This is a genomic window from Gemmatimonadetes bacterium SCN 70-22 (assembly GCA_001724275.1).
In the GTDB taxonomy this organism is placed as follows: Bacteria; Gemmatimonadota; Gemmatimonadetes; order Gemmatimonadales; family Gemmatimonadaceae; genus SCN-70-22.
This window is the reverse complement of record MEDZ01000006.1, coordinates 1-26,812: the sequence shown is the minus strand read 5'-3', so window position 1 is coordinate 26,812 and position 26,812 is coordinate 1. Positions and strand designations below refer to the sequence as shown.

The window sequence follows — 26,812 nt, the reverse complement described above, 5'->3', positions numbered from 1 at the left end:
CGTCCCCTCCCTCCCCCATTGCACGATCGCGAGGGATGATATATTCGTATATCACGGAGATATGACATGCCCCTCGGCGACGTCGAACAGCTGGTGATGCTGGCGCTCCTGCGCCTCGGTGACGCCGGCTTCGGCGCGGCGGTCCAGCGCGAGATCGCGGAGCGCGCCGGACGCGACGTCACGCTCGGCGCCGTCTACACGGCGCTCGCCCGGCTCGAGGAAAAGGGATACGTGCGGTCGCGGGTCGGCGATCCGCTCCCGCAGCGCGGCGGACGGCGTCGGCGGCACTACGACGTGCTCCCCGCCGGTCGCGTCGCGATCACCGAGGCGTGGCGGGCGATGCGGGCGCTGTCGCGTGGACTGTCGGCGCAGTTGGATGGGTGATGTCGCGCGCCGAGGATCGCACCGCGCCGCGCCCTCCGCGCATCGCGCTCTGGCTCCTCGAGCGGCGCGTCCCGGAACACGAGCGCGAGTTCCTCGTGGGTGACCTGGTCGAGGCGTTCCACGAGGCCGCCACCGCTCCCGAGGCGGTCCGGGCGGCACGTCGCCGATTCTGGCGTGAGGCACTCGCCGCGGTACTCCGCCGTGAGCGCGATCATCAGGCAATTCCCTTCACCAGGGGGCTCATGTCCGACATCGGCTTCGACCTCGGGTTGGCGGCACGCCGGCTGCGTCGCACCCCGGGCTTCACCCTCGCCGCCAGCCTGACGCTCGCCCTCGGTGTCGGCGCAGCCTGTGCCATCGTCGCGATCGCCCGGCCGGCGCTGTGGGGAGCGCTTCCATTCCGCGATGCCGATCGCATCGTCACCCTCCGCGAACGCTTCGGCGACGCCAGCGCGGGACGACTCGGATACCGAACGATTGCCGACCTCCGGCGCGAGACGCCGTCGCTGTCCCACGTCGCCGCCGCACGAGACTACGCCCCAACGCTCACCGACGAGTCCGGCGCGTCGCGCCTCAGGGGACTGGCCGTGTCCGCCAACTGGCTCGAGGTCATGGGCGTCCGTGTCGCATTCGGTCGCGACTTCACGCCCGAGGAGGACCGCCCGAACGCCACCACGGTCGTCCTCCTCGCCCACCGGTTGTGGCAGCAGCGCTTTGGAGGTGACTCCGGCATCGTCGGGCGTACCATCACGCTCGGCGACGTGAAGCACCGCGTGATTGGCGTGCTCCCGGCGAATTACGAGAGCGTGCTGAGTCCGGGTGCGGAGATCCTGCGCCCACTCGGCTACGCCGATACCAGCGGCTCGGCATGTCGCGACTGTCGTCATTTGCAGGCGGTCGCGCGCCTGAGGGACGGCGTCCCGATGGCCGTCGCCGCGCGTGACGTCGAGCGCGTGTTCGATCGCCTCCGCGACGCGTATCCCGCCACGTACGGCAGGAATGGCGTCGTCCTCACTCCCCTTCGCGACCAACTCAACGAGCGCACAGGCGGTCCCCTGCTCGCCTTGCTTGGCGCTGCGGCGCTGCTGGTCCTGATCGCGCTCGCCAACACCACCAACCTCTTCCTCGCCCGGGCCATCCAGCGCGGTGGCGAGTCGACGATTCGCGCCGCGCTCGGCGCCAGCCGGTGGCGCCTCGCCCGCGGCATGCTGATGGAGGCGCTCCTGGTGTCGGGACTGGGAAGCCTGTTCGGCTTCGCCATCGCCCATGCCGCCCTCGGAGGGCTTGTCGCGCTCGCGCCGGCGTCGCTCCCCCGCCTCGACCAGGTGCGCATCGACGTCCCGGTGGCCCTGTTCACCGCCCTCCTGGCCACGGCGTTAGGCATGGTCAGCGGACTCGTGCCGGGCGCCTTCATGCACGCCCGCGCCCTTCGTGCCCGGTTGGCGATCGCATCGCGCACTGTGACACGTGGCGCACATGACGCCGTACGGCGCACGCTGGTCGTGGCCGAGCTGTCGCGGGCGCTCCTGCTGCTGTGCGGCGCCGGCATCCTGGTGCAGAGCGTCCAGCGCCTGCTCGCCGTCGACGTCGGGTTCGCCACCCACGATCGCATCGAGCTGGCACTGAGCGCCACCGGAGAACGCTTCCAATCGGACGAGATGGTTCGCGAGACGTGGCGCGCCGTCCACGAGGCGGCGCGCGCCCTCCCCGGTGTCACCTCGGCGGCCCTGACATCGCAGCTCCCGCTCTCGGACGACTTCGACTCGTGGGGCGTACACTGGGAGGTGCCGGCCGCGGATGGTCACGCCTCCGACGGCGACGTCTTTCGCTTCGCCGTCACGGCCGACTACGCCACCACCATGGGGCTCAGGCTCGTCAGTGGCCGCTTTCTCACGGAGGGGGACAAGGCAGGGACCGACCCGGTGGTGGTGATCAACGAGCGACTGGCCCGTCGGCGTTTTGGCGACCAGAGCCCGTTAGGCGCCCGGCTGCGGTTCGGCCCTTCCGACTCACCGCTACGCACCATCGTCGGCGTGGTGGGTGACGTGAAGCACCCGGGGCTCGATGCCGACGGCGGCGGGCAGTTGTACCTCCCCATGGAGCAGAACCCGTTCGCCGACTCCTACGTGCGCCTGGTCGTGCATTCCACGCTCGAAACGGGTGCGCTCATCCGCTCGCTGCGTGAGGCGGTGAACGCCGTGAACAGCGGGATTCCGGTCGCCGAGGTCCGCACCATGACGGCGCTGGTCGACCAGGCCACCGCCCAGCGCCGCTTCGCCAAACGCCTGTTCCAGGCCTTCGCGCTCTCGGCACTCGTCCTGGCGGCGGTGGGCATCTATGGGGTGCTCTCGGGGATGGTGGGAGAGCGGATCCGGGAAATCGGCGTGCGGGCGGCGTTAGGCGCCTCGCGCGAGCAGATCCTCCGCCAGTTCCTGCGCCAGGGCGGTTGGCTGGCCGCGACGGGAGTCGCGCTCGGGGTGGGGGGGACGTGGCTCCTGGGGAGCGCGTTGCGCCCGCTGGTGTACGGGATCTCGCCCCGCGATCCCCTTACCATTGCCATGGTTTCTGCGGGGCTTGCCGGAGTGGCACTCCTGTCCACCCTGCTCCCGGCGTGGCGGGCGTCGCGGATCGATCCCATGACGGCGCTGCGCACCGAGTAGTCGGGCGAACGGATGCGCACCGCCGCCGGGACGGGCGTAGCGCCTCGCCGCCCCCCTCGCCATGTTCGCCCCGTCGTTTCCTCTTCGGTGCGCGGTGGCGGTGCCCCCCACGCGTGCGCCGTTCGTTCATCCCCGCGTCACCACTCATGCGCCCCCGCTTCATCGTCCCCCTGATCCTCACGTCGGTCGCGGTCTCCTGCGGCGCCCCCGCCAACGCCGATTGGCCCGTCTACCTGGGGAGCCACGAGAAGACGCACTACACCACACTATCGCAGATCTCGCCCGCCAACGTCGCACAGCTGCAAGTGGCGTGGCGCTACGACACCAAGGATGCCTTCGAGGGGTCCGAGATGCAGTCCAACCCCATCGTCGTCGGCGGGGTGCTGTACGCCGTGTCGCCCAAGCAGCGGGCCTTCGCCCTGGATGCGGCGACCGGGAAGGAGCTGTGGAGCTTCGACCCCACCGGGGGACACTTCTCGGGGCCGCGCATCCGCTACCGCGGCGTGGTGGTGCACGACGGGCGCGTGTACTTCAACTATCGCCACCGCCTCTTCTCGCTCGACGCCAGGACCGGGCGGCCGGCGGCGGGGTGGGGGAACGACAGCGGGTGGGTCGACCTGCGCGAGGGGCTGGGGCGTCCGGTGGAGGGGCTCTCGGTGAGCGCCAGCACGCCGGGCGCCGTGTACAAGGACATGCTCATCATCGGGACCGCCGTCCCCGAGGCGCTCCCCTCGGCGCCGGGCGACATCCGGGCGTACGACGTCAGGACGGGGACGATCCGCTGGAGCTTTCACACCATCCCGCACCCCGGCGAGTTCGGCTACGACACGTGGTCGCCGGACGCGTGGAAGGTGGCGGGAGGGGCCAACGCGTGGAGCGGGGTGACCGTCGACCAGCGGCGGGGGATGGTCTTCTTCGCCACCGGCTCCGCCTCGTTCGACTTCTATGGCGCCAACCGCCTGGGCGACAACCTGTTCGCCAACTCCATCGTCGCGCTCGACGCCAACACGGGAGAGCGGAAGTGGCACTTCCAGGGGCTGCGGCACGACCTGTGGGACCGCGACTTCCCCGCCGCGCCGGCGCTCGTCACCGTCAGGCGAAACGGGAAGCCCGTCGACGCCGTCGCCCAGATCACCAAGACCGGGCACGTCTGGGTCCTGGACCGCGACAGCGGGGCCGAGCTCTTCCCCAGCGAGTGGCGCAAGATGCCCCCGGCCCTCCTCGAGGGCGACGTGACCGCCGACTCGCAGCGCTTCCCCGTCCTCCCCAGGCCCTTCGCGCGCCAGCAGCTCACCGAGGACATGCTGACCGACCGCACCCCCGAGGCACGCGCCGCGGCGCTGAAGCTCTTCCGCGAGAATCCCACCCCCGACCCGTGGACGCCTCCCAACACCCGGGGGATCATCATCTTCCCCGGCGTCGACGGCGGAGGCGAATACGGCGGACCGGCCTTCGACCCCGAGACCGGGGTGATGTACGTCAACTCCAACGAGATGGGGTGGATCCTGAAGATCGTCCCGCGCGAGGAGCGGTCGCTGTTCGGCGCGTACTGCGCCGAATGTCACGGGGCCAAGTCGACCCCCATCGGGCCGACGCTGGCGGGGGTGGCCAGGCGCCTGACGCGTGACCAGATCGCCAATGCCATCCGCGGCGGCACCGGGCGCATGCCGGCCTTCGCCACCTCGTTAGGCGACTCGGGGGTGGCGCAGCTCACCGAGTACCTGGTGAGCGGCCAGGCCCCCACCATCCTCCCGCTGCACCTCCCCACCTTCCTCAAGTACCGCAACACCACCTTCGACATCTTCCTCGACCACGAGGGGTACCCCGCCATCAAGCCCCCCTGGGGGACGCTCAACGCCATCGACCTCAACTCGGGCGAGACGAAGTGGTCCATCCCCTTCGGCCAGTACCCGGCACTCGTGGCCCAGGGGCTCGGGAACACCGGGAGCGACAACTACGGCGGCGCCATCGTCACGAAGAACGGGCTCCTGATCATCGCCGCCACCACCTACGACAACAAGATCCGCGCCTTCGACAAGGCGACGGGGACGCTGTTGTGGGAAGGGGAGCTCCCCGCCGCCGGCAACACCACGCCGGCCACCTACATGGTGAACGGGAAGCAGTACATCGTGATCGCGTGCGGCGGGGGGAAGAACGGGGCCAGGAGCGGAGGGACGTATGTGGCGTTTGCGCTGCCCTAGGGGCGGCCACGCCGACGCAGTGACTCCCTCCGCCCCGGAATCCGGCGCTCGCCTCCGCTCATCCCGTCCCCCGCTTCCTCCGCCACGCCGCCGGTGACTCTCCCGTTGCCCGCTTGAACGCGCGGCTGAACGCCGCCTCCGACTCGTACCCCACCTTCTCGCCTATCGTGGCGACCTTCTCGGCGGTGCTCGCCAGCTGCTCGGCGGCCAGTTGCAGCCGCCACTGCGCCAGGTACTGCATCGGCGTGAGCCCCACCAGCTCGGCGAAGCGCTCCGACAGCACGGTGCGGCTGCTGTTGGCACCGCGCGAGAGATCGGCCAGCGTCCACTCGCGCGCCGGATGCTCGTGCAACTGCGCCAGCGCCGCGCCGACCACTGGATCGCGCAGCGCCGCCAACCATCCCCGCCGGCTCGCGCCGACAGACTCCATGTGGCGGCGCAACACCTCCACGAACATGAGCTCGGCCATGCGCGTGAGGACCGTGGCGCCGCCAGCACGCTCCCGCCGCGACTCCACCACCGCCTGACGCGGGAAGAGCGAGAGCCATTCTCCCGCGGCACGGGGGACGTGCAGCATGCGCGGCAACGAGCGCAGCAGCGGATTGAACGGATGGCTATCCCACCCCAGGAAGCCGCACACGAACTCCGTACGCCTCCCCATTCCCTCCCCCCTCCCCCCCACCGCTCCCACGCGCACGGTGTCGAGATACCGGGCGGGGCGTGACGTGTGTAGGGAGGGATCCACCCGTCCCCCCTCCGCGCTGGACATGAAGTGCGCGTCACCGTGCGGAAAGAGGATCGCGTCGCCCGCCTCGAGCAGTACTTGCGGCTCTCCAATCACCCCTCCCCAGCAGCTCCCCTCTGTCACGATGTGATACGTGATGAGGTGCTCGGCGCCCGGGAGCACCCTCGGCGTGAGCTCCACCGCCGGTTCCGAGTGTACCGACCACGGGTGTACCGCTTCCACGAGGTAGAAGAAGGCGCCGTCGAGCCGCACGGCACGCAGCACGTCCGAGAGTGGGTCCATGCCAAAAAAGTTAGTGCGTCAGGGCGCGCGCCGCACGCGCGCGCCACTCCCCCGTACGCGCGGGCAACCAATCCGTACGCGAGGCGAAGTCCGCGGCGCACCGCGAACGCGTGGGCAAGAAATGCGTCATCCCGGGCATGGGGCGCTTGGGCCGACGGTGGCACTCTCCTGTCGCGGGCACGACGCCCGCCCAAGCACACACACACTCTGGAGATCCCATGTCGCTGCATCCCACTCCCCCCACCGACGACGCCATCGATTGCGGCGAGCCGGAGGGCGACGTCCGCGTCGCCTCGCGCTTCCGTATCGCCCCGCCACGGAGCGAGGCCGAGCGCGCCAAGCCCCGCAAGTCGCGCCGCACCGACGACTCGGAGTCGTACACCAGCCCCGAGCGTTCCATCTCGGAGCGCTTTCGCGCCCTCGCGCCGACCATCTTCTCGCAGCTCCGCGTCACCGGTCACGCGAGGGGCGAGTTGGCGCTCCTTGCCGGGACCATCGCCATGCTCGCGGTGTTTGTCACCGCGTGCGCCAGCAGCTACGAACCCCCCTCGCCCGGGACCGTCAGGATGGAGGCGAGGCAGGGCGCGGCCAATGCAACCGTCGGTCGGGAGAAGGAGCAGCTCACCCCGGCCCAGCGCGAAGCCATCGCCCTCGTGAAGATGGCAACGGCCAAGTACCACTCCCTCTCCGCCGCCCAGGAGGACGGCTACACCTCGCAGTTTCCCGCCGGGTGCGCCGCGTCACCCGCCGGCGCCCAGGGCATTCACTATCTCGCCCCCGCACGCGTGGACACGATCATCGAGCTGCTGCGCCCCGAGCTCATCATGTACGAGCCACAGCGCGACGGCCGCCTGGAGCTCGTCGGCGTCGACTACGTGGTGCCGTTCGCCGCCTGGCAACACTCCGAGCCGCCCCGACTCCTCGGCGTGCCCTTCATGCGCAACGAGCCGCTGGGGGTGTGGGCGCTGCACATCTGGAACTGGCGATCCAACCCGAGTGGCACTTTCGCCATGTGGAACTCCAAGGTGTCATGCGCGCTTGCCACGCCCTGACGCACGCCCCTCCCACCAACTCCAACTCCAACTCCAACTCCAACTCGCCACCTTTCCATGCCCAAGTACCTCATCGAGCGCCACATTCCCGCACTCGGCACCTTCAGCGCGCAACAGCTCATGGACGTCGCACGCCAGTCCGTCAGCGTGCTCACCAGCCTCGGCCCCAGCATCCAGTGGCTGCACAGCTTCGTGACCCGCGACAAGCTCTTCTGCGTGTACATCTCGCCTAACGTGGACCTCATCAAGGAGCGCGCGCGCCTGGGGGGCTTCCCGTGCGACAAGGTCACGGAAGTCCTGAGCGTGATCGACCCCCTGACCGCAGAGGGGATGATCTGGGGGCCGAAGCACGAGGTCGCGGCGGGCGCCGCCTGACCATCGCCCGGCTGGTGTCCACTCGGGCCCGGCGAGGTCTCGTCCATGACGACGAGATCTCCCCGGGCCCGCCTCACTGCACCACCCACCGCTCGATGCGCGAGCGCAGGAAGGTTAGCGGGACGCTCCCGTCTTCCAGCACCCGGTCGTGGAAGGCGCGAATGTCGAAACGCTCGCCCAGCGCCGACCGCGCCCTCTCCCGTAGCCGCACTATCTCCATCCGGCCGATCATGTACGACGGCGCCTGGCCGGGCCAGGAGATGTAGCGGTCTATCTCGCCTTCGGCGATCGCTGGTGGAAGGACGGTGTGCGTCAGGAGATAGTCGAGCGCCTGCTGGCGGGTCCACCCCCGGGTGTGGATGCCGGCGTCGATCACCATGCGCGCGGCACGGAACGCCTCGCTCGACAGCATCCCCATGCGCCCCAGGTCGCTGGAATAGAGCCCCATCTCGTCGGCGAGTCGCTCGGCGTACAACCCCCACCCCTCGCCGAAGCCCGAGTTGAACAGGTAGCGCGACAGCGGGTGGAGGTCGGTGCGCTCCTTCGCGATCGCCGCCTGCAGGTGATGCCCGGGGATGGCCTCGTGCACCGCCACGTTCTCGGCATCCGCCCGCGGCTTGTGGGTCGGGTCCGACGGGTTGATGAGGAAGATGGCGGGGCGGGAACCGTCGTCGGGGGCTGGCTGGTACTGCCCGGGGGCCCCGGCCTTCTGCCGGAACTCGGGATACGGCTGGATCACGATGTCCGCCTTCGGCAGCCGCCCGAACCACTGCGCCATCGCCGCCTTGCCCCGCGCGATCACCGCCGACGACGAGTCGATGATCTCCTGCGACGTACGGAAGGTGTAGCGCGGGTCGCTGCGCAGCTTCGGCAGGAGCGTTCCCAGCGACTCGCCGGCAAAGCTGCGCGCGGCGATGACCCGCATCTCGCCTTGCACCTGCTCCATCGCCCGCAGCCCGATCGTGTACACGGAGTCGGCGCTGATCGGGACGCTCGAGAATGCGCGCAGCGCGGCGGCATAGCACTGCGCCCCCTGCGGATTGGCCGAGACGCCCAGCGTCTCACGCGCACCCGGGAGGTACTCGCGCTGCAGGAAGTCCCGGTATCGCCGGATGGCGGGGTTGATCTCGCCGGCGATGATGCGCGTCAGCGCCGAGTCGAACGACGCCGTACGGTCGCGTTCGGCGGGCGAGTGGAAGGGCGACTGCGACGGCGGCGGCGCGAGGAGGTTGTCCAACTGCCCGATGACGTTGCGAACGATGACCTTGGGTGAGCTGTAGCCCAGGCGGATCCCGTCACGCAGGTTGGCGATCTCCGTGTCGATGAAACCCGGGAGGGCCCGCGCCCGCGCGAGGGCGGCCGCGCGAAGCGAGTCGGAGCCGACCGGCTGCAGGAGCGCAAGGTCGGTGTAGACCGCCTGCCACCCGTTCACGTACGACGCCACCCCCCACAGCTCCGTGCGGCAGGCGCGGCGCGCGTACTCGCTCTCGAGCGCCTCGCGAAGGACCGCGTAGGTGACTTCCTGCGGCGTCCCCTCCAGGACGGTCGGGTCTATCGCGAGCGTGGCGGCGCGCAGGCGATCGAGTCGCTCCTGGTCGCGGCGCAGCGCCGCCAGGCCGTTGTCGTGGATGCGCGAGTGGTCGGCGGTTTGCACGCCGGAGGCGGTCCCGTCCTCCGGGTAGATGTCCAGGTACGTCGCCCAGTAGGCGTCGGCGAGCGAGTCGACCGGCGCAGGGCGCGTCGCCGACTGTCGTGAGCCGACCCGCCCGCCGTCGCATGCGCCCATGCCGATGCTGAGCGCTCCCGCCACGATCCACGCCAGCGCCGAACGTCCCTGCATGCGCACCATCCTCCTGAGTCGGTGTCCAGGTCCCTCCCCCCACGCCGATGCCCTCATGCTCTCGCCCAGCAAACCTCCGCCTGACGAACGTTGCGGCGCGCACGCCCCGTCAGCCAGAGGCGGCGTGCGACCGCAGTCGACTGCGCCGAGTGAGGCCGAACGCCCCCCTCACGTCGTCGAGCACCGCTTCGGTGACGGTCCGTGAGCGCGCCGTCCCCTCGTCCAGCAGCGCGCGTACGCCCTCCCGGGCGTCCTCGTACTCCGCCCGCCGCGCGCGCATGGGCGCCACCAGCGCCTCGAGCACATCCGTCAGGCGCTGCTTGATCGCCACGTCCCCGAGCCCGCCGCGACGATACCGTGCCGCCAACTCGTCGACGGCATCCCGGTCCGGATCGAAGGCCTGGAGATAGGCGAAGACGACGTTCCCCTCCACGCGCCCGGGATCGCTTACGCGCACATGCCCCGGGTCCGTGTACATCGCGCGCACGCATCGCCGGATCTCGTCGGCGCTCGCCGTGAGGCCGATCGCGTTTCCCAGCGACTTGCTCGCCTTGCGCCCGTCGACGCCGGGGAGGCGCGGCGTGGTGGACAGGAGCGCGCGTCCCTCGGGGAGCACCGTCGCTCCCGCGACCGCGTTGACGCGATGCACGATCTCGTTTGTTATCTCGAGCATCGGCAGCTGGTCGGCACCCACGGGGACGAGCGTCGCGCGGAAGCCCGTGATGTCGGCCGCCTGGCTCACCGGGTAGGAGAGGAAGCCCGCGGGGATCGCGCGCCCTGACCCGGCACCGCCGCCACCCGTGTCGAAACCACGGAGCGCGATCTCGGTCCGTACCGTCGGATTGCGCTCCAGGCGCGCGACCGTGACGAGGTTCAGGTAGAGCACCGTCAGTTCGGCGAGCGCGGGGAGCCCCGACTGCACGGCGATGGTGGTGCGCGCCGGATCGATGCCGGCCGCCAGGTAGTCGAGCGCGACCTCTTCGACGTACGAGGCAACGTGCGCGGCGCGGGCCACGTTGTCGGTCAGCGCCTGCAGGTCGGCGATGAGGAGCGTCTGCGTGACACCGGCCGATTGCAGGGCGACGCGCGAGCGCAGCGAGCCGGCCAGGTGCCCGAGGTGGAGCCGCCCCGTCGGCCGATCGCCGGTGAGAACGACATCATCGGATCGGACGCCGGGGAGAGAAGGTATCGCGCCGACGTCGTGAAGCTCTGGATTGCCGGCGATCGTGGCCGCGAACCGCCCCGTGTGAGGGGGGGAATGCGTGGCTTGGGGGCCTGAGAATGAGGAAAGTCGAGTGGACATGGGACGCCTGCTCCTGAAGTTCGAGTGAGGAGCCGCATCGACATCGGCGCTCGACTGCGTCGTGATCGGGATTTGGTGGAAGACCATCCCCAAACGACGCGGGGTCGCTCGATGTCGAGCGACCCCGGAAGTGCGCGTGGACGGACGTGCGCTAGCGGACCGCTCGTGAAGAGGGCCGCCAGTACCAGGTGATGGCACGTGCGCAGTGTGTCAGCGTCATGAATTCAAGTTACACTGGGCCGGGACGCGTGACAACCGGTCGTATTGGACATGAGGCAACCGGCGGGGTCGACGCCCCACCTGCAGCGTCCGGCACCATGCATGGCGCGCGCCACGCGTCCCTCAGCCATGCGTCACCCGCGCCTCCCAACAGCCCGGCGCTCGCCGGCGTAAGACGGGGAGACCTCCCGGCTGCAGCGTCGTGCACCATCCCCTCCTCTCGCCTTCCGCCCCCCCTCTCCACCACCCATGCGTCTCCTCCCGCTCCTCCTCGTCGCCGGCGCGCTCCAGGCGCAGACCCGCCCCGCCCCCTCCGCGCCCGCGGCACAGGGAGCGCCCCCGCCAGCTGCGACCGACACCGCGCACCGCTATGTGGAGACGTCGCACGTGGCACGCATCGGCGGCATCGAGATCCGCTACACCGCCACCGTGGGGCGCCTGGTGCTGCGCACGCCGGCGGGGAAGCCGCGCGCCCACATCTTCTTCACCTACTACCGCAAGGACGGCGAGGACGCCGCCAACCGCCCCATCACCTACTCGTACAACGGCGGCCCCGGCTCGGCGTCCATCTGGCTGCACATGGGGCTCATGGGCCCCAAGCGCGTGCAGATGGCCGCCGACGGCTTCCAGCCGGCGCCCCCCTACACGCTGGTGGCCAACGAGAGCTCGCCGCTCGACGTGACCGACATCGTCATGATCGATCCGGTGCAGACCGGCTACTCCCGCGCCGCTGCCGGCGAGGAGATGCGCCCCTTCCTGGGCGCGCGCGGCGACGTGCAGTCGGTGGCGGAATTCATTCGCGTCTTCACCACCACCTTCAATCGCTGGCCCTCGCCCAAGTACCTCCTGGGTGAGTCGTACGGCACCATGCGCTCGGCCGGCGTGGCCGCGGAGCTGCAACGCGTGCATGGGATGGAGCTGAACGGGATCGTCCTGGTCTCCTCCATCCTCGACTACCAGACCAAGGGATACGTCCCGGGGAACGACTACCCCTACGCCAACTTCCTCCCGTCGTTCACGGCGTCGGCCTGGTACCACCGCAAGCTCCCCGCCGACCTGCAAGCCATGACGCTCGAGCGCGCCGTCGCCGAGTCGCGCGCCTTCGCCTTCGGCGAGTACCTGACGGCGCTGGCGAAGGGGACGCGGCTGCAAGGCGCCGAGCGCGCCGCCATCGTACAGAAGGTGGCGCGCTTCTCCGGGCTCTCTCCCGAGTTCATCGAGCGGGCCAACCTGCGCGTGACCGACCCACGCTTCCGCAAGGAGTTGCTGCGCGACAAGGGGGTGCACATCGGGCGCCTGGACGGGCGCTACACCGGCGTCGATGCCGATGCCGCCGGCGAGGTACAGGAGTTCGACCCCTCCAACCACGCCCTGTCGGGGCCGTACACCGCGCTCTTCCTCGATTACCTGCGCCGCGAGCTGCGCTGGGAGTCGGAGCTGCCGTACTACACCAGCGGCCAGGTGCAACCGTGGGACTACGCGCCATACACCAACCGGTACCTCAACATGGTCGAGGACCTGCGCTCGGCGATGGCGCGCAACCCCTTCCTCGAGGTGATGGTGGCCAACGGCTATTACGACTTCGCCACGCCGTTCGGCGCCACCGAGTACACCTTCGATCACCTGGGCAACGATCGCTCGTACCACGACCGGGTGACGCTGAAGTACTACGAGGCGGGGCACATGATGTACATCCACCCGGCGCTGTTGGCGCAGCTCAAGCGCGACATCGCCAGCTTCATCCAGTCGACGAAGGGAGGGCGGTAAGACCGAGCGGGCACGGGGCCATCAGGCCATCCTTCTCCCCCGTGCGCATCCCGTACACGCGCACGCGCTCCGTTCCCACGGAGTCGCGCTCGATGGCGACGATGCAGCCCTGCGCGATCGTCGTCACCTGCGCCTTGGCAGGGAGGCGTACGGTCGCGCGCACGCCTCCGCGGTCGCCGACGACCTGCCACACGCGCCACGGCGTCCCCGCGCCATCGTAGGTCTTGATCCAGATGCGCGCGCTGTCATCCGTCACCAGGGTCTCGAAGTAGGGGAACTGATCGACACGCGGCAGTTCCTCCAGCAGGGGGCGCAGCATGCGGCGCGTGCGCAGGAGCTGCAACGCCTCCAGCCGCTCCTCGAACGCCCGCCGCTGATCGTCCAGGCTCGCGTGACGCCGCGTGAGCCCCAGCGGCCACTGGGTAACCGGCGCGCCGTTCAACGAGAGCACGTGCAACGTGGTGCTGTCGGTGCTCGCCACGACGACGTCCTGCAACCGCACGGCCACCCGAGTCGCGCGCCCGAGGGGGACGTCGAGGAAGATGGGTGACCGGCGCGAGAAGAAGTACTCGGTCCCGGCGAAGGTGGCGATCGTATCCACACGTCCTTCGCGAGGGCGGATGCGCAGGACCGACGTGGGCAGCCGCACGAGCCCACCTCCTTCGGGGACCCGACCTCCCGTCTCCACGGTCGCGACGATGACACCGCCCGTGAGGCAAGCCAGCGGCCTCGCGGACGTCACCGCCGCAGGGATGGGCACCTCGTCGCGATAGTTCCACAGGGAGTCGTAGTACACGACCTTCCGGCCGAAGTCCCACGCGGCATAGCCCCCTCCCCAGCACCCTCCAATCCATGTCGGGAGGCGGAATTCGCCCGGACCGCTCCCGTCCCGACCCACCGACCGCACGAATCGCCCGCGCGCATCGAACAGGCGAATGGAGCTGCTGCCGCCATCCACGATCGCGAGATGCTCCCCCTGGTCGATGATCGCGTTGCCGACGCCCGCCAGTAGTGCGGCGGGCTCACTGGTATCGGCTTCGGCCCCAATCGCGAGCCGCAACGTGGCGTCGAGTGGCATACTCGGGTGCGCGTGGATCCGTCGCGTGAGCGTCTCGTCGCGCGAACCACATGCCCCGAGCGACGCGGCCAGCGCGGCCGCCGCGACGCACGCCGTTAGCGGAATGCGGGGCATCGGCACGAACGCATCACCATGACGAGACTCCGGGGCTGGGACGCCCCCAATTCCCGCCACGCGGCCTGGGGTGTCAAGTTCCGCATCACGCCTTCCGAGCGGTTCGACGGAGCCCCCTTCGCGTCCCATGCCACGAGGGGCGCTCGCCATCCGGCACCCCGGCGACCGCCCATCCCGCACCCGCTTGTCGCCCCTGCGACGCCCCGCGAACTTGCCAGCGCACCGCGATGCGCCCCGACGGACCTCACACGGGCGTTCTCCATACACGCCTCGAGCCCAACCCTTCCCCGTACCGTGCCACTCCGCGTCCTTCGTTGGTTTCTCTGCTCGCTCTGCCTCCCGCTAGCCGTTGCCGCCCAGACGCCGTCGGGCGTCACCCTCTCGGGCAGACTCCAGGACGCCGAGTCGAAGGCGCCGCTCCCCTACCTCTCGCTTCAGCTCGTGGCGGAGAAGGACAGCGCGTTCGTCGCAGGAGGGCTGACCGACCAGGAGGGCGCCTTCACCTTCGCGGCGCTCAAGAAGGGGGTATACGTCCTGGTGGCCCGGTCGATCGGCTACCAGCCCCTCCGACAGCGCGTCCTGATCGGTGAGCTGAGTCCCTTCCTCGACCTCGGCCCCATCGCGATGACCCGGTCGCCGCAGGCGCTGGCCGGCGTCGTCGTCACGGGGAGCGCCGATGCCGTCTCCGCGGCCATGGACCGCAAGAGCTTCACCGTCGCCGACAACATCAGTCAGTCGGGCGGTTCCGTCCTCCAGGCCATGAGCGCCGTGCCGGGGGTGACCGTCGGACAGGACGGCAAGATTCTCCTCCGCGGCAGCGACAAGGTCGTCGTCCTCATCGACGGCAAGCAGACCGCACTCACCGGCTTCGGCTCGCAAGCCGGCCTGGACAACCTCCCCGCGTCGGCGCTCGAGCGCATCGACGTCATCAACAATCCGTCGGCCAAGTTCGATGCCAACGCCAGCGCCGGTATCATCAACCTCGTTTTCCGCAAGGAGGAACAGCGCGGCTTCAACGGCAAGCTGGGCGTGATGGGCGGTGCGGGCGCGCTGTGGGAGAAGAAGGCGAACCTCCCCACCATCCGCCCACAGTACCAGGGCACGCCCAAGTTCAACCCCTCGGTCGGCGTCAACTACCGCAACGGCAAGACCAACTCCTTCCTGCAGGCCGACTGGCTCTATTCCCCGACGCTCAACAAGAACGAGTTCGCCACCCGCACCTACGACGACGGCACCGTCATCGTCCAACAGGTCAAGCGCAACCGCCGCACCGACTACGCCACCCTCAACGCGGGGGTGGACCACGCCATCGATGAGCGCAACACGCTCCACGTCGCCGGGCTGTTCAACCGCGAGAAGATCCTCGACTACGGCGACAACCCGTACTTCGACCAGACGTTGCAGACCCGCTTGCGCCTGTGGCAGTTCCTGGAGGACGAGGTCAAGTACACCGCGTTCGGCACCGCCTCGCTGGTGCACAGGTTCCCGCAGGCCGGGCACACGCTGACCTTCACCAGCAATTACTCCTTCCACCGCGAGGACGAGCAGTACTTCTTCACCAACACGCTCCCTTCCTTCACGGGGCGCGACGCGTTCAAGCTGCTCTCCGACGAGCACGTCGTGGACCTCAACGCCGACTACGTCAAGCCGCTCCGGCAGGGGCGTCTGGAGGCGGGGTTCAAGGGGCGCTACCGCTCCATCCCGGTGAACATGCGCTTCTTCCCGGGCCAGAACTCTCCCATCGACACGGGAGCCGGCGGCTGGGCGACCTACCGCGAGACCATTCCCGCCGTGTACGGCAACTACGTCTTCGAGAGCGAGCACGTGGAGCTCGAAGGGGGAGTCCGCATCGAGGCCGTGCACGTCGACTACGACGTCAACCCGGGCCATAACACCTACAAGAGCGACGGCTATCGGTATTTCCGGCCGTTCCCCAACCTGCGCGCCGCCTGGAAGTTCGACGACGCCAACAAGCTGTCGCTCTTCTTCAACCGGCGCGTCGATCGCCCCAATGAGGTCGACATCCGCATCTTCCCCAAGTACGACGAGCCGGAGCTGATCAAGGTCGGCAACCCCGGGCTCCAGCCGCAGTATGCCACCTCCATGGAACTCGGCTACAAGACGAGCTGGGCAACGGGGAGCCTGTACACCGCCGCCTATCACCGCATCGTCGACGGCACGATCACCCGCATCGCCACGCAGCCTCCTGGCAGCGTGCTCCTGTACAACGTCTTCCAGAACGCCGGGCGCAGCTGGAGCACTGGGGGCGAAGTGGTCTGGCAGCAGTTGGTCGGGGCGCAGCTCTCGCTCAACGCCAATGCCAACGTCTACCGCCGCATCATCGACGCGTTCTCGGTCGTGAACCGCTACCCGGTCCCGGTAACGTACACGGCGTCGCGCGAGCAGCTCACATCGGGCAACGTCAAGCTCAACGCGACGCTCACCCTTCCACGCGACTGGCAGTTGCAGCTCTCCAACATCTACCTCGCCCCCGATCTCTTCCCGCAGGGGCGCATGGGGAGCCGCTACCTCCTCGACGCCGGCGCGAAGAAGAGCGTTCTGCGAGGGAGGGGCGAGATCGTCGTGAACGCCACCGATCTGCTCAACACCAACCAGGTCGAGCGTACCATCCGCGGCACCAACTTTCGCCTCGTCAGCACGGACTACCTGGAGACGCAGGTCATTCGTGTGGGCTACAACTGGAAGTTCTAGCCGAATGAGCCTCACGGACGACGACTACTGGATGCGGCGATCCCTGGAGCTGGCACGCCAGGCGCTGGCGGCACACGAGACTCCGGTGGGAGCGCTCGTGGTGCGCGACGGTCGCGTGCTCGGCGCGGGGCGCGAGCGGACCCGCGAGCGCCTCGACCCCAGTGCCCACGCCGAGGTCGAGGCCGTACGCGAGGCATGCACGGCCAGCGGGTCGCTCCACCTCGCCGGGGCCACACTGTACACGACCGTGGAGCCGTGCGTGCTCTGTGCCTACGTCATCCGGCGCACCGGCATCGCGCGTGTGGTCTACGGCACCGTTGCCGGCGCCGTCGGCGCAGCGTGCGGCACGTGGCCGTTGCTCGCGGACGTCACGGCGTTTCCTGGGACGCTCCCTCCCGAGGTGCACGGCGGGATCCTGGCGAAGGAGTGCGCGGAGTTGCTCGCAGTGCGCCGGCGAGAGCGCGAGCGGGCGAAGGGCGGCGAGTGAGGGAAGCGTTGCGCTGCAACGTTCAGCGCTGTTCGACTGACTCGCGCGTGACCCCCGCCTAAGGCTCGCGCGCGCTCGTCCGGCGCCTGGACGCGGCGAGTCCCAGCAGGCGGCGGAACTTCGGGCATGCCATGTGGTCTGCGGCGCGGCAGGCAGCGGCGTGCCGCAGGCCGTCGCGCATCGCGGTCATCTGGCGGATGCGCGCGTCGATCTGGTCCGCCCTCGCGGCGAGCAGCGCACGGTCCACGCGAGGGGAGCCATCGGCCGCGAACATCCGCGCGATCTCGTCGAGCGTGAGGCCGGCCGACTGCCCCAGCGCGATCAAGGCGAGCCGCTCGAGCACCCCATCATCGAAGGTGCGGCGCAGCCCCGTCCGGCCGACGGAGCGGATCAGCCCCTTCTTCTCGTAGTAGCGCAGCGCCGACGCCGGCACTCCCGTCCGCCGCGCCACCTCGCCGATGTCCATCCCGCCTCCTTGACCTAAAGTCGACTTCAATTTGTACACTCCCTTCGCATGGAGTGCAACTCAGTCGACCGGAGGACGTCTTGGACTATCTCATTCGCACGATCGCCATCGGGGTCATCGCCACCGCGGTCACGGACCTGTGGGGGCTGGCGCGCCGACGATTGCTCGGCTTCCCTCGCCCCGACTACCGGCTGGTGGGGCGCTGGTTCGCCTACATGCCCCGCGGCCAGTTCCGCCACGACGCGATCGCCGCGTCGCCTCCCGTGCACGGCGAGCACGTCATCGGCTGGGCGATGCACTACCTGATCGGCATCACCTTCGCAGCGGTGCTCACCGGCATCTGGGGACCCGAATGGATGCGGCACCCGACCATCGGCCCTGCCCTGACGGTCGGCATCGGGACCGTGGCGGCGCCCATGCTGCTGATGCAACCGGGGATGGGGGTGGGGGTCGCCGCCTCCCGAAGCCCGAGGCCTGGCGCGGCCAGGATCCAGAGCTTCCTCACGCACCTCGTCTTCGGCCTCGGGCTCTATGCGGCCGGATGGGCCACACTCCTCCTCGCGTCACCCGCGCGCTGAGCGCACGACCTGACTGAAACCCTTCCCCGTTGCCAACTGGAGACCGTCATGCGCATTCCCGCCCGCTTTGCACCCGTCCTGTTCAGCGCCCTGCTGTCGGCCATCATGGTCTGCATCGTCTCGGCGTTCGTCCTGATCACCTCACGTGGATTCCATCCTGGACTCCCTGAACAGTGGGTGCGCAGCTGCCTCACGACGTGGCCCGTGGCCTTTCCCACCGTCGCCATCGTCGCGCCGTTCGTGCGGCGCGTCGTGGCGAGTGCGACGGGTTAGGCGCGGCCGCCAACCGTCCCGCGACTGCCGGGGGGGGCATGGCAACGAAGCGCTCGCCCGTCGCCCCGACCGACACCCGCCTCGCACTCCCTCGGCTCGCTGCCGGGGGAGTGCGCCGCCTTGTCTCAGGCAGCCGCCAGCCGCCCGTCGCCGAGGAACTCCTCGACGAGCGAGGTCCGACTCGGGCGCCAGCCGAGCAGCGCCTGCGTCCGGTCCGATGAGATGCGCTGGTTGATCGCGAGCGCGTCGGCAAACGCCCCCAGACGATCGCGGGCCTGCGCGAGCGTGGCCGACTCGAACGAACGCCCGCCGCGCCGCGCCGCACCGAGGAGCGCGACGTCGCGCATCGTGGCGACGAGGGCGATACCATGGAGGATCGCACCGGCCGGGGCGCCGAGCGCCCGTACGTAGAGGTCCGCGAGATCGCGCACATGCACCAGCGCCCAGTGCTGCGCACCGTCGCCGACAACGGGAAGCTCACCCTGAGCGACCGACTCCGGAATCCCGCCATGCTCGCCGAAGACCACGCCGGGGCGGAGGACGATGCCGCGCATTCCGGGTGCCGCGAGAATCTCCTCCTCCAGCGGACCGCGCCAGGCGACCAACTCCACCGGGTTGCGCGCCCAGGTCTCGTCGGCCATGCGATCGCCCGTGTCGCCGAGCACCCACGCGCCGCTGGTGAGGACGAACGGCTTCCCGCTCCCCTCCAGGGCGTCACGGATGGCGCGCGACGCGGCAATGTCGGCCTCCGCCGCATCGGGCGATTGCGTGCTGGCGGCGTGAATCACCGCGTCGGCATCGCGCGCCAGCTCGGCCAGCCCGCGTGGGTCGCGCAGGTCGCCGTTCACCGGCACCCCGCCGCGCGCGCGCACACCCCGCGCCGCCTCCTCCGAGCGTACGACGCCGCGCGGTTCGTGCCCCGCTGCTCGCAGCGCCCGCAGCACCGCTCCCCCGATGTACCCGGTCCCGCCCGTCACCAGCACCCGCATGTGCCCCTCCTTGCAAGTTGTGAACTATTGATGTTTCCACCACGTGTTCGTGCGTCCGGAGCGGGGTGTCGCCGCACCAGCCGTCGCGATCAGTCGGTCACCATGTCGCAGAGCCGCGCCAGCTCATGGCGCTCGGCGGCCGTGAAGCGCTGCGTCATTCGTTCGTGCACGACAGCGACCTCGGGCTCGAGGGCATCGAGCAGGGCGAGCCCCTTCCGGGAGATGCACGTCAGCGAGAGCCGGCGATCCTGTGCCGACCGCTGCCGCTGCACGAGGTTCCGCGCTTCCAGGCGATCGAGGAGCCGGGTGACGTCGGACGCGCGGTAGATCATCCGGGCGGAGATCTCGTAGCGCGGCAATCCCTCCGCCCCGGCGCCGCGGAGGATCCGCAGCACGTTGTATTGGTCGTGCGTGACGTCGTGGCGCTCCATGAGCTCGGAGAGCGCGCGATGCAGGCGGCCGGAGGCCATCAGCAGGCTCACCATCGCCTGCTGAGTCGTGCCGTATCGTCGTGCCGTGGCCGCCATGGTCTCTCCGCTCCGGGTCGTGGATATTCCGTGTTGATCACACACAATAATGCGCACCTGCGGGCGCCGCAATGGGGCGCGCGACGGCGACGGGCTGCGGCGCGGGGGCGTGGTCGCGCGTGGGGGGAGCTCATGGAGAGCCGCGATGGCGCGGCCACTCCCGCTAATCGGCAACTAATCGCCCAGGGCGATCATCCCCGATCCCATCGGTGGCGGCCTGCAATCGGGCTCGGAGCACCGCGCCGGACTCACTCCCCGCAGCAGGTGCCAGATGCGTCCCCCGCTCGCATGTATCGCGCTCGTCCTCGCCGCCCTCCTCCCCTGCGCGGCCCAATCGCAACGCCCGTCGAGTGCCGCGCTCGACAGCACGTCGCGCCGCTGCCTCGAGGTCAGCTGGCTCAGTGCATCGGCCACGTGCGAAGGGCGTGTGCTCAACGCGGCCGGGCTCTCGCTCGTCGGCGCCGGCGCGGGGGCGCTGGCCGGTTTCGTGGGAGGCGCCGTCTCGCCCTCCCGCTGCCTCGGCCACGCGGAGAAGAGCGCCGTGCACGGGGCGATCGCCGGGGCGGCGCTGGGCGGCATCGGTGGCCTGGTCACGCGGCACATCAGCCGCCACGAGCGCGCCGCCCGCGACCAGCACGCCCGCGCCGCCGCGCAGCGCGCCCCGGCTCGCCCATGGTCGTGGCGCGACGTGCGCCCGGCGGTCGTGGCGTTAGGCGCGGTGGCGGTGACCGGCGCCGTCATCGGCGGCGTGCAGGGACAGCGCTCGCCGTCGCCGTGCACCGGGGGCATCGCGGGCGGTGCGGCGACCGGCGCCGGAGCATACGCCGCCGGCGGGGCCACGACGGTGTTGGGGACGATGCTGGTGGTGCGCTTCCTGTTCTGAGCGCCGGGGGGCCGGCTTCCCATGGCCCAGCGCGAGGACCGTGCGCGGCGATCCAGACGTTCCTCCGGGGCAGCCCTCCGCGCCACCGCCCGTTAGGTGCCGACGCGCTGCTCCCGCTCTTCCGCGCGAAACCAGCCGCGCAGCATCCACGCGACCAGCGGGAGGAGGACCGCATACCCGAACACCCCGACCAGCTGCAGCCGCATGTCGCCAACGAGGGGGCCGATCAGCCCGGCCAGGCACAGCGCCCCGGTGACCCGGAGCCAGGGGCGCAGCCGCTGCGATGTCCGGTCAGCCGGCAGGGCGCCGGCCGCGAGCATGAGTGCGAGGCCGAGCAGAAGGTCCCAGGCGAGAAGCTCGATCGCGTACGTCGCGTAAGCTCACTCGAGTGCGCGGCCATCGCGGCGCGGTGCAGCCAGACAACGCACGGTGCCGCATTCGCCATTGGCGTAGGAGCAACACAGACACTCTTCCCCTGCACGACTGGGGTCCGAGGCCACGCCTTCGCCACTCGCGCTATCACCGGACGACGCGCACCGGGGCACTTGCGTCAGTAGTACTCCCGTCGCCAAGCTGGCCGACATCGTTCGCACCCCAACAATAGCCTTCGCCGACCGGGGTCACACCGCATGCGAATGCGTTGCCGGCGCTTACCTCGTCGAACATGTGACCGCCGGACACAGCGATAGGCGTCGAGCTGCACGGGAACGCGAAGACGCCAGAATTGCAGCTCTCGGCGGCCACCCCACCCAGCTCTCCGCGCACGTTCGCCCCCCAGCAGTAGGCGACGCCTGCGGTGGTGACCCCGCACGTGAAGGAGAAGATGTTGTTCCCCTTGGCCGGTCGGATCATGCTGAAGGTCAATCCGCCGCTCACGGGGCTGGGTGCCGACGCACCGAGGAAGGTGCCGTGACCGAGCTGGCCCCAGTTGAAGGCCGATGGCCCCCAGCAGTAGGCCGCGCCACCACTCGCGATCCCGCACGCGTGAGCGGCCCCAATGGCGATGGACTGGAACGGAGAACTCGTCGACACCGGGGTGGGACTCGGCGCGTTGACAGTGGTGCCGTTCCCGAGTTGCCACAACTGGTTCCACCCCCAGCAGAGCGGTTGTCCCCCAGTCGCTAAGCCGCAGGCGGTCCAGAGTCCTGCACTGATGGCAGAAAATGTGTGACTTCCTGAGACCTGCAACGGAGCGAGAGCGCACGGCCACGGACCGGCGTAGTAGCCCGCGCACATCGCCGGCGCCGGTGCTCCGAGACCTCCGAGGTCGACTCCGACGCGGCCTCCTGCGCCCCAGCAGTACGCCACTCCCGACGTCGTGGTACCGCAGGTGCCGTACGCACCCACATCGAGCGACGCAAAGACCCATCCACCGGAGACTCGCGATGGCACGAGCCGATCAATGATCGTGCCATCGCCCAACTGGCCGGAGTTATTCCCTCCCCAGCACCAGACCTCACCACCGGCGGTCAGGCCACACCCGTGCCACTCACCGACACCGATCGACGTGAAGGTCTTGCTTGTGGACACCAGCGTTGGGTGGACGGTCGCGATCGTAGTCCCGTTGCCCAATTGCCCGGCGTCATTTCGTCCCCAGCAGTAGGCATAGCCTCCAATAGCCAGCCCGCAGGCGAAACCGCTACCCGCACTGATGGACTCGAAGAGCAGCTCGTTGTTTGTCACGGCTTGGCCGAGCGCCACCAGCTCCGCCGCCTGGGCGGCAGTCAGCAGTCCCGCCTGCACGAAGGCCTGCAGTTGGTTCGCGAGCGCCTGAAGGATTCCCGCCGTGGCCGGCAGGTTCTGGCTGCCGTGGGCCATTGCGGCACGGGCAGAATTGACTTTCGCGATCAGGCCATCCCCCTGGCCGGTGTTCAGCAGTCCGCTGCCTACCCAGCCCTGAGCGAGCGTGACCATTCGCGCGAAGATGGCGAACTGGTCCGGGACGACAGACAGTGACGGGGGATCCAGCGGTAACCGCACGCGCACGTCCGGGGCCGTCGACACATCCCTGCATCCTGCAAGCACGACCGTGAGCACCAGCCCGCCTGTGACGCTGCGCCGCATATGCCCTCCTCGTGGCTTCACATCCTCCCCAGCGGCCGGCGCTTCCGTCTCAAAAGCGGATGGCGCCGCTCCATGTCGACCGCCCAATCCTACAATCCCTGCCGCCCTCGTCAAGTCGGCGCTCAGGCATTGACCAACTGCGCCATGCATGTGCCTGCTTCGGTCTCGAGGACTGGGCGGTCTTACCATCGTCGCCCACCAGTGGGCGAACGCATCCGACCCCGACGAGGGAGCCCTGTGAGCGCCGGCCATTGGTCCAGCGCCCTGGCGGTCAATCGTGACCCCGGCGTCCTCGCCCTGCGCTTTCCGCAAGCGGTCGAGCGCGCGCTCGCCGAATGTCATGCGCGCGGGCTCGCCGCGTTCGCGCTGATGGGCTTTCGCTTACCAGGACTGCAGGCGTGTTAGCACCGGCGCAGAATTGCACAGGATCACCGGCGAGAATTGCACACTCCGGGATCCGCTCCGCCGGCTGGTGCTTTGAGAGTGTGCGGTAGACACCGATCCGACCTCGCCTCGCACCTACGGCACGTACGTGCGATGGAGAATCACCCCTCCATCGCCCACGGCCCAGACGTCGTCATCCCCGAACCCCCAGATGGACACGAATGTCGATGACGTCGACGTGCCCTCGACAGACCACTGCGTGCCGTCGAAGTGCAGGATCTGCCCTCCCGACGACGTCCCCCAGACGCTGTTCGCGGCGCTCCCCCACAGTTTGTGGACACAGCAGGCTCCACCCAGCGATGGCAGTGGCACTTCCGACCAGGTGGAACCGTTCCACCGAAGCATGACCGGCTGCGCCGGCGAGCCCTTGTAGCCGCCCGCCCAGACGTCGGCCGCGCTGGCCGCCCATACCGTCCCGAGTCGCTGGACGGGCGGTGTCGGCGCAGCCGCCCACGAGACGCCGTCGTAGTGCATCGTGGCGATACCCCCGCTCGCGTCGCCAACAGCCCAGACATCGGAGGCGCTCGTCCCCGAGAAGTCGTCGATGGCGCGATTGAACGGACTCGAGACCGTGCTCCACTGCGCTCCGTCGAAGCGCATCAGGAACCCGCCGTCGCCGCCCACCCAGACGTTGTTCGAGGCGGTCCCCCAGACACCTCCGTTGCCGACGCTCGTGGACTGCGTCCATTGGTGGCCGTCGTAGTGGTAGACGGCATATCCGCCGCCACCAACCGTGTACGCCGTCGCCCAGATGTCCGTGCTGCTCGCGCCCCACACGCGGACGAGACTTCGGGAGATGGTGTTCGCCACCGACGTCCACTGCACGCCATCATAGTGCAGGATGGTCCCGTATTCGCCAACGGCCCAGACATCGTCCGGGGCAGCGCCCCATACGGCATGGAGCGGCTGCATGGTCGGACTCGGCACCACCACCCACTGCAGCTGACGAGATTCCACCGTCACCCGCGCCGCGCCGCGGACCGTGGCGGCGGCCGACTTCATGTCGGTCTTGGCCGTGATCGTGACGGGCCCCCCTGCCCTACGCCCCAGGACGACGCCAGCGGCGTTCACGGTCGCGATCGTCGGGTCGCTGCTGGACCATTTGAAGACGGCGTCCTGAACCACGCCACCGTCGCGATTGTACGCGGTCGCCGTCAGCTGCTGCGTGGCATCGACCCGCACGGTGGCGGGGTTGGGCGTGACGACGACGGAGACGATGACGCGGGCCGCCGGGTTGCCCCCCTTGGCCGCGTATGCGGCGTCCGATCCCGGCACCAAGCCCGGCGGGAGCCCGGAGTCGGGGGAGCAGGCGGCGGCAAGAAGCGCCAGCGACACGGCGGCAGCGAGCCGGGTCGCGATTGCGCCTGCACTGGGCGCGACGCGAAGCTTTCGTTCTTCGATCATTGGTGGGTGATCCTCGAGGGTTAACGCTGAACGACGAGGTACCGAACTGTGCCATTCGGGCGTCAATCGGGCGTTAACCGAGGGATCTCTCGACGTGGGGCCGCACTCGACCTCGCACGAGGAGGCTATGGGGAGTTTCGACCCGCTGGAGCGCGGCCGACGAGTCGAACGCGTCGTCACCTGCCGTCGCCTAACCGAGCCAGCCCACGGTCAATGAAGTGACGGCCGCTCGCACGTTTCGCCTCGGCGTCGAGGACGTCGATGACGGTGTTGCTTGTCCGTTCCACCCTCACCCCTTAGCCCGAGGCGTGAGGTCTCACGTGGTGGGGAACTGGAGACGATCGTTGGTGGGGATTATCAGACGATCGTAGACCCCTCATCGTGCGACCTTGGGAAGGCCGACGAAGACGACGCTCCTGAGGCACATCGCAGGGCGGCGAAGCGACATCTGTACACGCTGGTCTGCAACATTCCCGACCGACACCGTATCTGTACGGGCGTCATAGCCGATGCGCCGGGTCGTCACGACGTACTGGCCTGGATGCAGGGAGTCGAACCGAGAATCGCCGCGCGCGTCGGTCGAGGCGCGGCGAACGGGCGAGGCGAGGCGCAATACGGCGGCATCGAGGGCCGCGCCCGTCAGTCGGTCCCGAACGTTGACGAGAAGCGTGCCCGGGGGCAAGGAGTCCGTGATTGAGGTTACGAGCGGCTGTGACGGGCCCGAGTCGCCGGGGATGCAGTCGTCCGTCGTCGGTCGGGACGACGGAGTGGTGCGACATCCGGAGAGGAGGACGACCGCGAGTGTAATGCTCCAACTGAGACGTGGCGTGGCAGTGCGAGGTCGGCCTGACGTTGGCATCTGCTGCGGACACTCCCCATGATGCGGCCGCGCAGCGATGCGCCTCAATGACGTGGCCGACGGGAGCAACTCCTACGAGTTGTGCGCACCGTCTCGTGGACTTGGGTGCGTGACCATCGGGCGGCGCGCTCACGCACCTCAGGCGAGGCCCGGTTCGCTCTCCTCATGGCTCCAGCCTCCTAAAGACTGGAGCCTCCGGTAAGGCCGGGGCGGTTCAGGCGGCATCTTAGATGGTAGGTTGGCGACTGCAGCACCTGCGCTCGGCACATCAATTCGACCGCCACATGGGGCGACCCTCTCGCGGGAGACGAACACGTCCTTCTCCCCGGACTGGCCCGTGGTCGTGGCAGCGGCCGCCGGTGTGAACGCTGCCGCACTCGGGTCGACGGTGCTCGACTACCACCTCATGCAGCAGTCACGGGCAGCATCGCAGCCAGCTAGAACCCACCGAAGGTCTTAGAATCCCACGCCGTCGCCACGATCCCGGCGCTCGTTCTCGCGCACAGGCGGCACGTTTCCGGAGCACGCGTATACGAATGCGCGAAAGACGAATTTCGTGAAGTAGCCACGATACAGGTAGTAGTAGCGAAGCAGGAGCACGAGCGACAAGAGGAAATACCCGTAGGACAATGCCGCCAACACCCGCACATCGAAACTCTCAGGAACGACAAACGCGTCACGGTGCAGCCGGTACCAGAACCACGAGTATAGGAAGGCCGCGAAGAATGCTGTGGCAAGATTGCGCGCGAACCCATAGAGCGTCTGCCAGTTGGCGATTCGCGACCACGTGGACCGCGACGTCTCGAGTACGTGCGCGTAGCTGAGCCAGAAGTTGTTGGTACCCGCCAACATCGGATCCAAGTCGAACCGTTCCCTGAACCTGCGGATGTACAGGTCACGGAACTCCGCATCGAAGGTTCTTCGCGTACCCATCACTCCCGCGATCAATCGCGCGACGCCGTCATATGGCTTCGCGGCGTTTACCAGCAGCCACTCCATCAGTCGACCTGGACCTGACCCGGTTTGATGGACACCTCACCAGCCCCAAATTGAGGGCGGAGGTGTTCAATGGCAGCACGACGGAAGCAGACCGCAGGGGACCAGCG

The 26,812-nt window shown here is 69.2% G+C and carries 22 protein-coding genes; 12 read left to right on the top strand and 10 right to left on the bottom strand.

All coding sequences use genetic code 11. The features are described 5' to 3' along the window. The first annotated feature begins 66 nt into the window (after nt 1-66). From ABS52_04825 to ABS52_04815, 3 genes are all read left to right on the top strand, one after another. Nucleotides 67-384, top strand: a complete 318-nt coding sequence (locus tag ABS52_04825; protein ID ODT04366.1) for a hypothetical protein — start codon at nt 67-69, stop codon at nt 382-384. Continuing rightward, on the top strand, nt 384-3,044 hold the full coding sequence (locus tag ABS52_04820) for a hypothetical protein (protein ID ODT04365.1): 2,661 nt from the start codon (nt 384-386) through the stop codon (nt 3,042-3,044). The genes ABS52_04825 and ABS52_04820 overlap by 1 nt, the downstream gene beginning before the upstream one ends. Nucleotides 3,045-3,190: 146 nt before the next feature. After that, the gene (locus ABS52_04815) at nt 3,191-5,245 is read left to right on the top strand and encodes a pyrrolo-quinoline quinone (protein ODT04364.1); all 2,055 of its coding nucleotides are present in this window, start codon (nt 3,191-3,193) and stop codon (nt 5,243-5,245) included. A 58-nt stretch (nt 5,246-5,303) separates the two neighbouring features. On the opposite strand, the gene ABS52_04810 is transcribed toward ABS52_04815, so the two are convergent. After that, nucleotides 5,304-6,272 (bottom strand): hypothetical protein, encoded by a 969-nt coding sequence (locus tag ABS52_04810; protein ODT04363.1) that lies wholly within the window; start codon nt 6,270-6,272, stop codon nt 5,304-5,306. A 218-nt stretch (nt 6,273-6,490) separates the two neighbouring features. Between ABS52_04810 and ABS52_04805 the strand changes: the two genes are divergently transcribed. After that, complete coding sequence (locus ABS52_04805) at nt 6,491-7,324, top strand: hypothetical protein (protein ID ODT04362.1); 834 nt, start codon at nt 6,491-6,493, stop codon at nt 7,322-7,324. A gap of 57 nt (nt 7,325-7,381) precedes the next feature. Further along, complete coding sequence (locus tag ABS52_04800) at nt 7,382-7,699, top strand: hypothetical protein (GenBank protein ID ODT04361.1); 318 nt, start codon at nt 7,382-7,384, stop codon at nt 7,697-7,699. A gap of 73 nt (nt 7,700-7,772) precedes the next feature. Here ABS52_04800 and ABS52_04795 read toward each other — a convergent pair whose 3' ends face one another. Both ABS52_04795 and ABS52_04790 read right to left on the bottom strand, forming a co-directional pair. Continuing rightward, on the bottom strand, nt 7,773-9,548 hold the full coding sequence (locus ABS52_04795) for a hypothetical protein (protein ID ODT04360.1): 1,776 nt from the start codon (nt 9,546-9,548) through the stop codon (nt 7,773-7,775). Between the two features lie 100 nt (nt 9,549-9,648). Next, a complete protein-coding gene (locus ABS52_04790) occupies nt 9,649-10,728 on the bottom strand; it encodes a tryptophan--tRNA ligase (GenBank protein ID ODT04449.1) in 1,080 nt (359 codons plus the stop codon). A 705-nt stretch (nt 10,729-11,433) separates the two neighbouring features. Here ABS52_04790 and ABS52_04785 point away from each other — a divergent pair. After that, nucleotides 11,434-12,828, top strand: coding sequence for a peptidase S10 (locus ABS52_04785; GenBank protein ODT04448.1), 1,395 nt, complete (start codon nt 11,434-11,436; stop codon nt 12,826-12,828). Here the strand turns inward: ABS52_04785 and ABS52_04780 are convergent. After that, nucleotides 12,800-14,020 carry a hypothetical protein gene (locus ABS52_04780; protein ODT04359.1) on the bottom strand — a complete coding sequence of 407 codons (1,221 nt, stop codon included), beginning with the start codon at nt 14,018-14,020 and terminating at the stop codon, nt 12,800-12,802. The genes ABS52_04785 and ABS52_04780 overlap by 29 nt on opposite strands. Nucleotides 14,021-14,314: 294 nt before the next feature. Here ABS52_04780 and ABS52_04775 point away from each other — a divergent pair, with 294 nt between their 5' ends. Together ABS52_04775 and ABS52_04770 are read left to right on the top strand one after the other, a co-directional pair. Beyond that, on the top strand, nt 14,315-16,732 hold the full coding sequence (locus ABS52_04775; protein ODT04358.1) for a TonB-dependent receptor: 2,418 nt from the start codon (nt 14,315-14,317) through the stop codon (nt 16,730-16,732). Nucleotides 16,733-16,736: 4 nt separating this feature from the next. Further along, nucleotides 16,737-17,219 (top strand): hypothetical protein, encoded by a 483-nt coding sequence (locus ABS52_04770; GenBank protein ID ODT04357.1) that lies wholly within the window; start codon nt 16,737-16,739, stop codon nt 17,217-17,219. A 58-nt stretch (nt 17,220-17,277) separates the two neighbouring features. On the opposite strand, the gene ABS52_04765 is transcribed toward ABS52_04770, so the two are convergent. After that, on the bottom strand, nt 17,278-17,685 hold the full coding sequence (locus ABS52_04765) for a MerR family transcriptional regulator (protein ODT04356.1): 408 nt from the start codon (nt 17,683-17,685) through the stop codon (nt 17,278-17,280). Between the two features lie 80 nt (nt 17,686-17,765). On the opposite strand from ABS52_04765, the gene ABS52_04760 reads away from it, so the two are divergent. After that, entirely contained in the window at nt 17,766-18,263 is a 498-nt protein-coding gene (locus ABS52_04760) for a hypothetical protein (protein ID ODT04355.1), read from the top strand. 48 nt (nt 18,264-18,311) lie between these two features. Continuing rightward, nucleotides 18,312-18,536, top strand: a complete 225-nt coding sequence (locus ABS52_04755; protein ID ODT04354.1) for a hypothetical protein — start codon at nt 18,312-18,314, stop codon at nt 18,534-18,536. Between the two features lie 125 nt (nt 18,537-18,661). Here ABS52_04755 and ABS52_04750 read toward each other — a convergent pair whose 3' ends face one another. Both ABS52_04750 and ABS52_04745 read right to left on the bottom strand, forming a co-directional pair. Further along, complete coding sequence (locus ABS52_04750) at nt 18,662-19,525, bottom strand: hypothetical protein (protein ID ODT04353.1); 864 nt, start codon at nt 19,523-19,525, stop codon at nt 18,662-18,664. Between the two features lie 89 nt (nt 19,526-19,614). Continuing rightward, nucleotides 19,615-20,052: a hypothetical protein gene (locus ABS52_04745; protein ODT04352.1), complete on the bottom strand. Its 438-nt coding sequence runs from the start codon at nt 20,050-20,052 to the stop codon at nt 19,615-19,617. Nucleotides 20,053-20,323: 271 nt separating this feature from the next. Here ABS52_04745 and ABS52_04740 point away from each other — a divergent pair, with 271 nt between their 5' ends. After that, nucleotides 20,324-20,935: a hypothetical protein gene (locus ABS52_04740; GenBank protein ODT04351.1), complete on the top strand. Its 612-nt coding sequence runs from the start codon at nt 20,324-20,326 to the stop codon at nt 20,933-20,935. A 92-nt stretch (nt 20,936-21,027) separates the two neighbouring features. Here ABS52_04740 and ABS52_04735 read toward each other — a convergent pair whose 3' ends face one another. Beyond that, nucleotides 21,028-21,255, bottom strand: a complete 228-nt coding sequence (locus ABS52_04735) for a hypothetical protein (GenBank protein ODT04350.1) — start codon at nt 21,253-21,255, stop codon at nt 21,028-21,030. 1,366 nt (nt 21,256-22,621) lie between these two features. Here ABS52_04735 and ABS52_04730 point away from each other — a divergent pair. Beyond that, nucleotides 22,622-22,891: a hypothetical protein gene (locus ABS52_04730; GenBank protein ODT04349.1), complete on the top strand. Its 270-nt coding sequence runs from the start codon at nt 22,622-22,624 to the stop codon at nt 22,889-22,891. A gap of 627 nt (nt 22,892-23,518) precedes the next feature. Here the strand turns inward: ABS52_04730 and ABS52_04725 are convergent. Beyond that, nucleotides 23,519-24,847 (bottom strand): hypothetical protein, encoded by a 1,329-nt coding sequence (locus tag ABS52_04725; GenBank protein ODT04348.1) that lies wholly within the window; start codon nt 24,845-24,847, stop codon nt 23,519-23,521. 1,315 nt (nt 24,848-26,162) lie between these two features. Next, entirely contained in the window at nt 26,163-26,705 is a 543-nt protein-coding gene (locus tag ABS52_04720; protein ODT04347.1) for a hypothetical protein, read from the bottom strand. Nucleotides 26,706-26,812 lie beyond the last annotated feature (107 nt).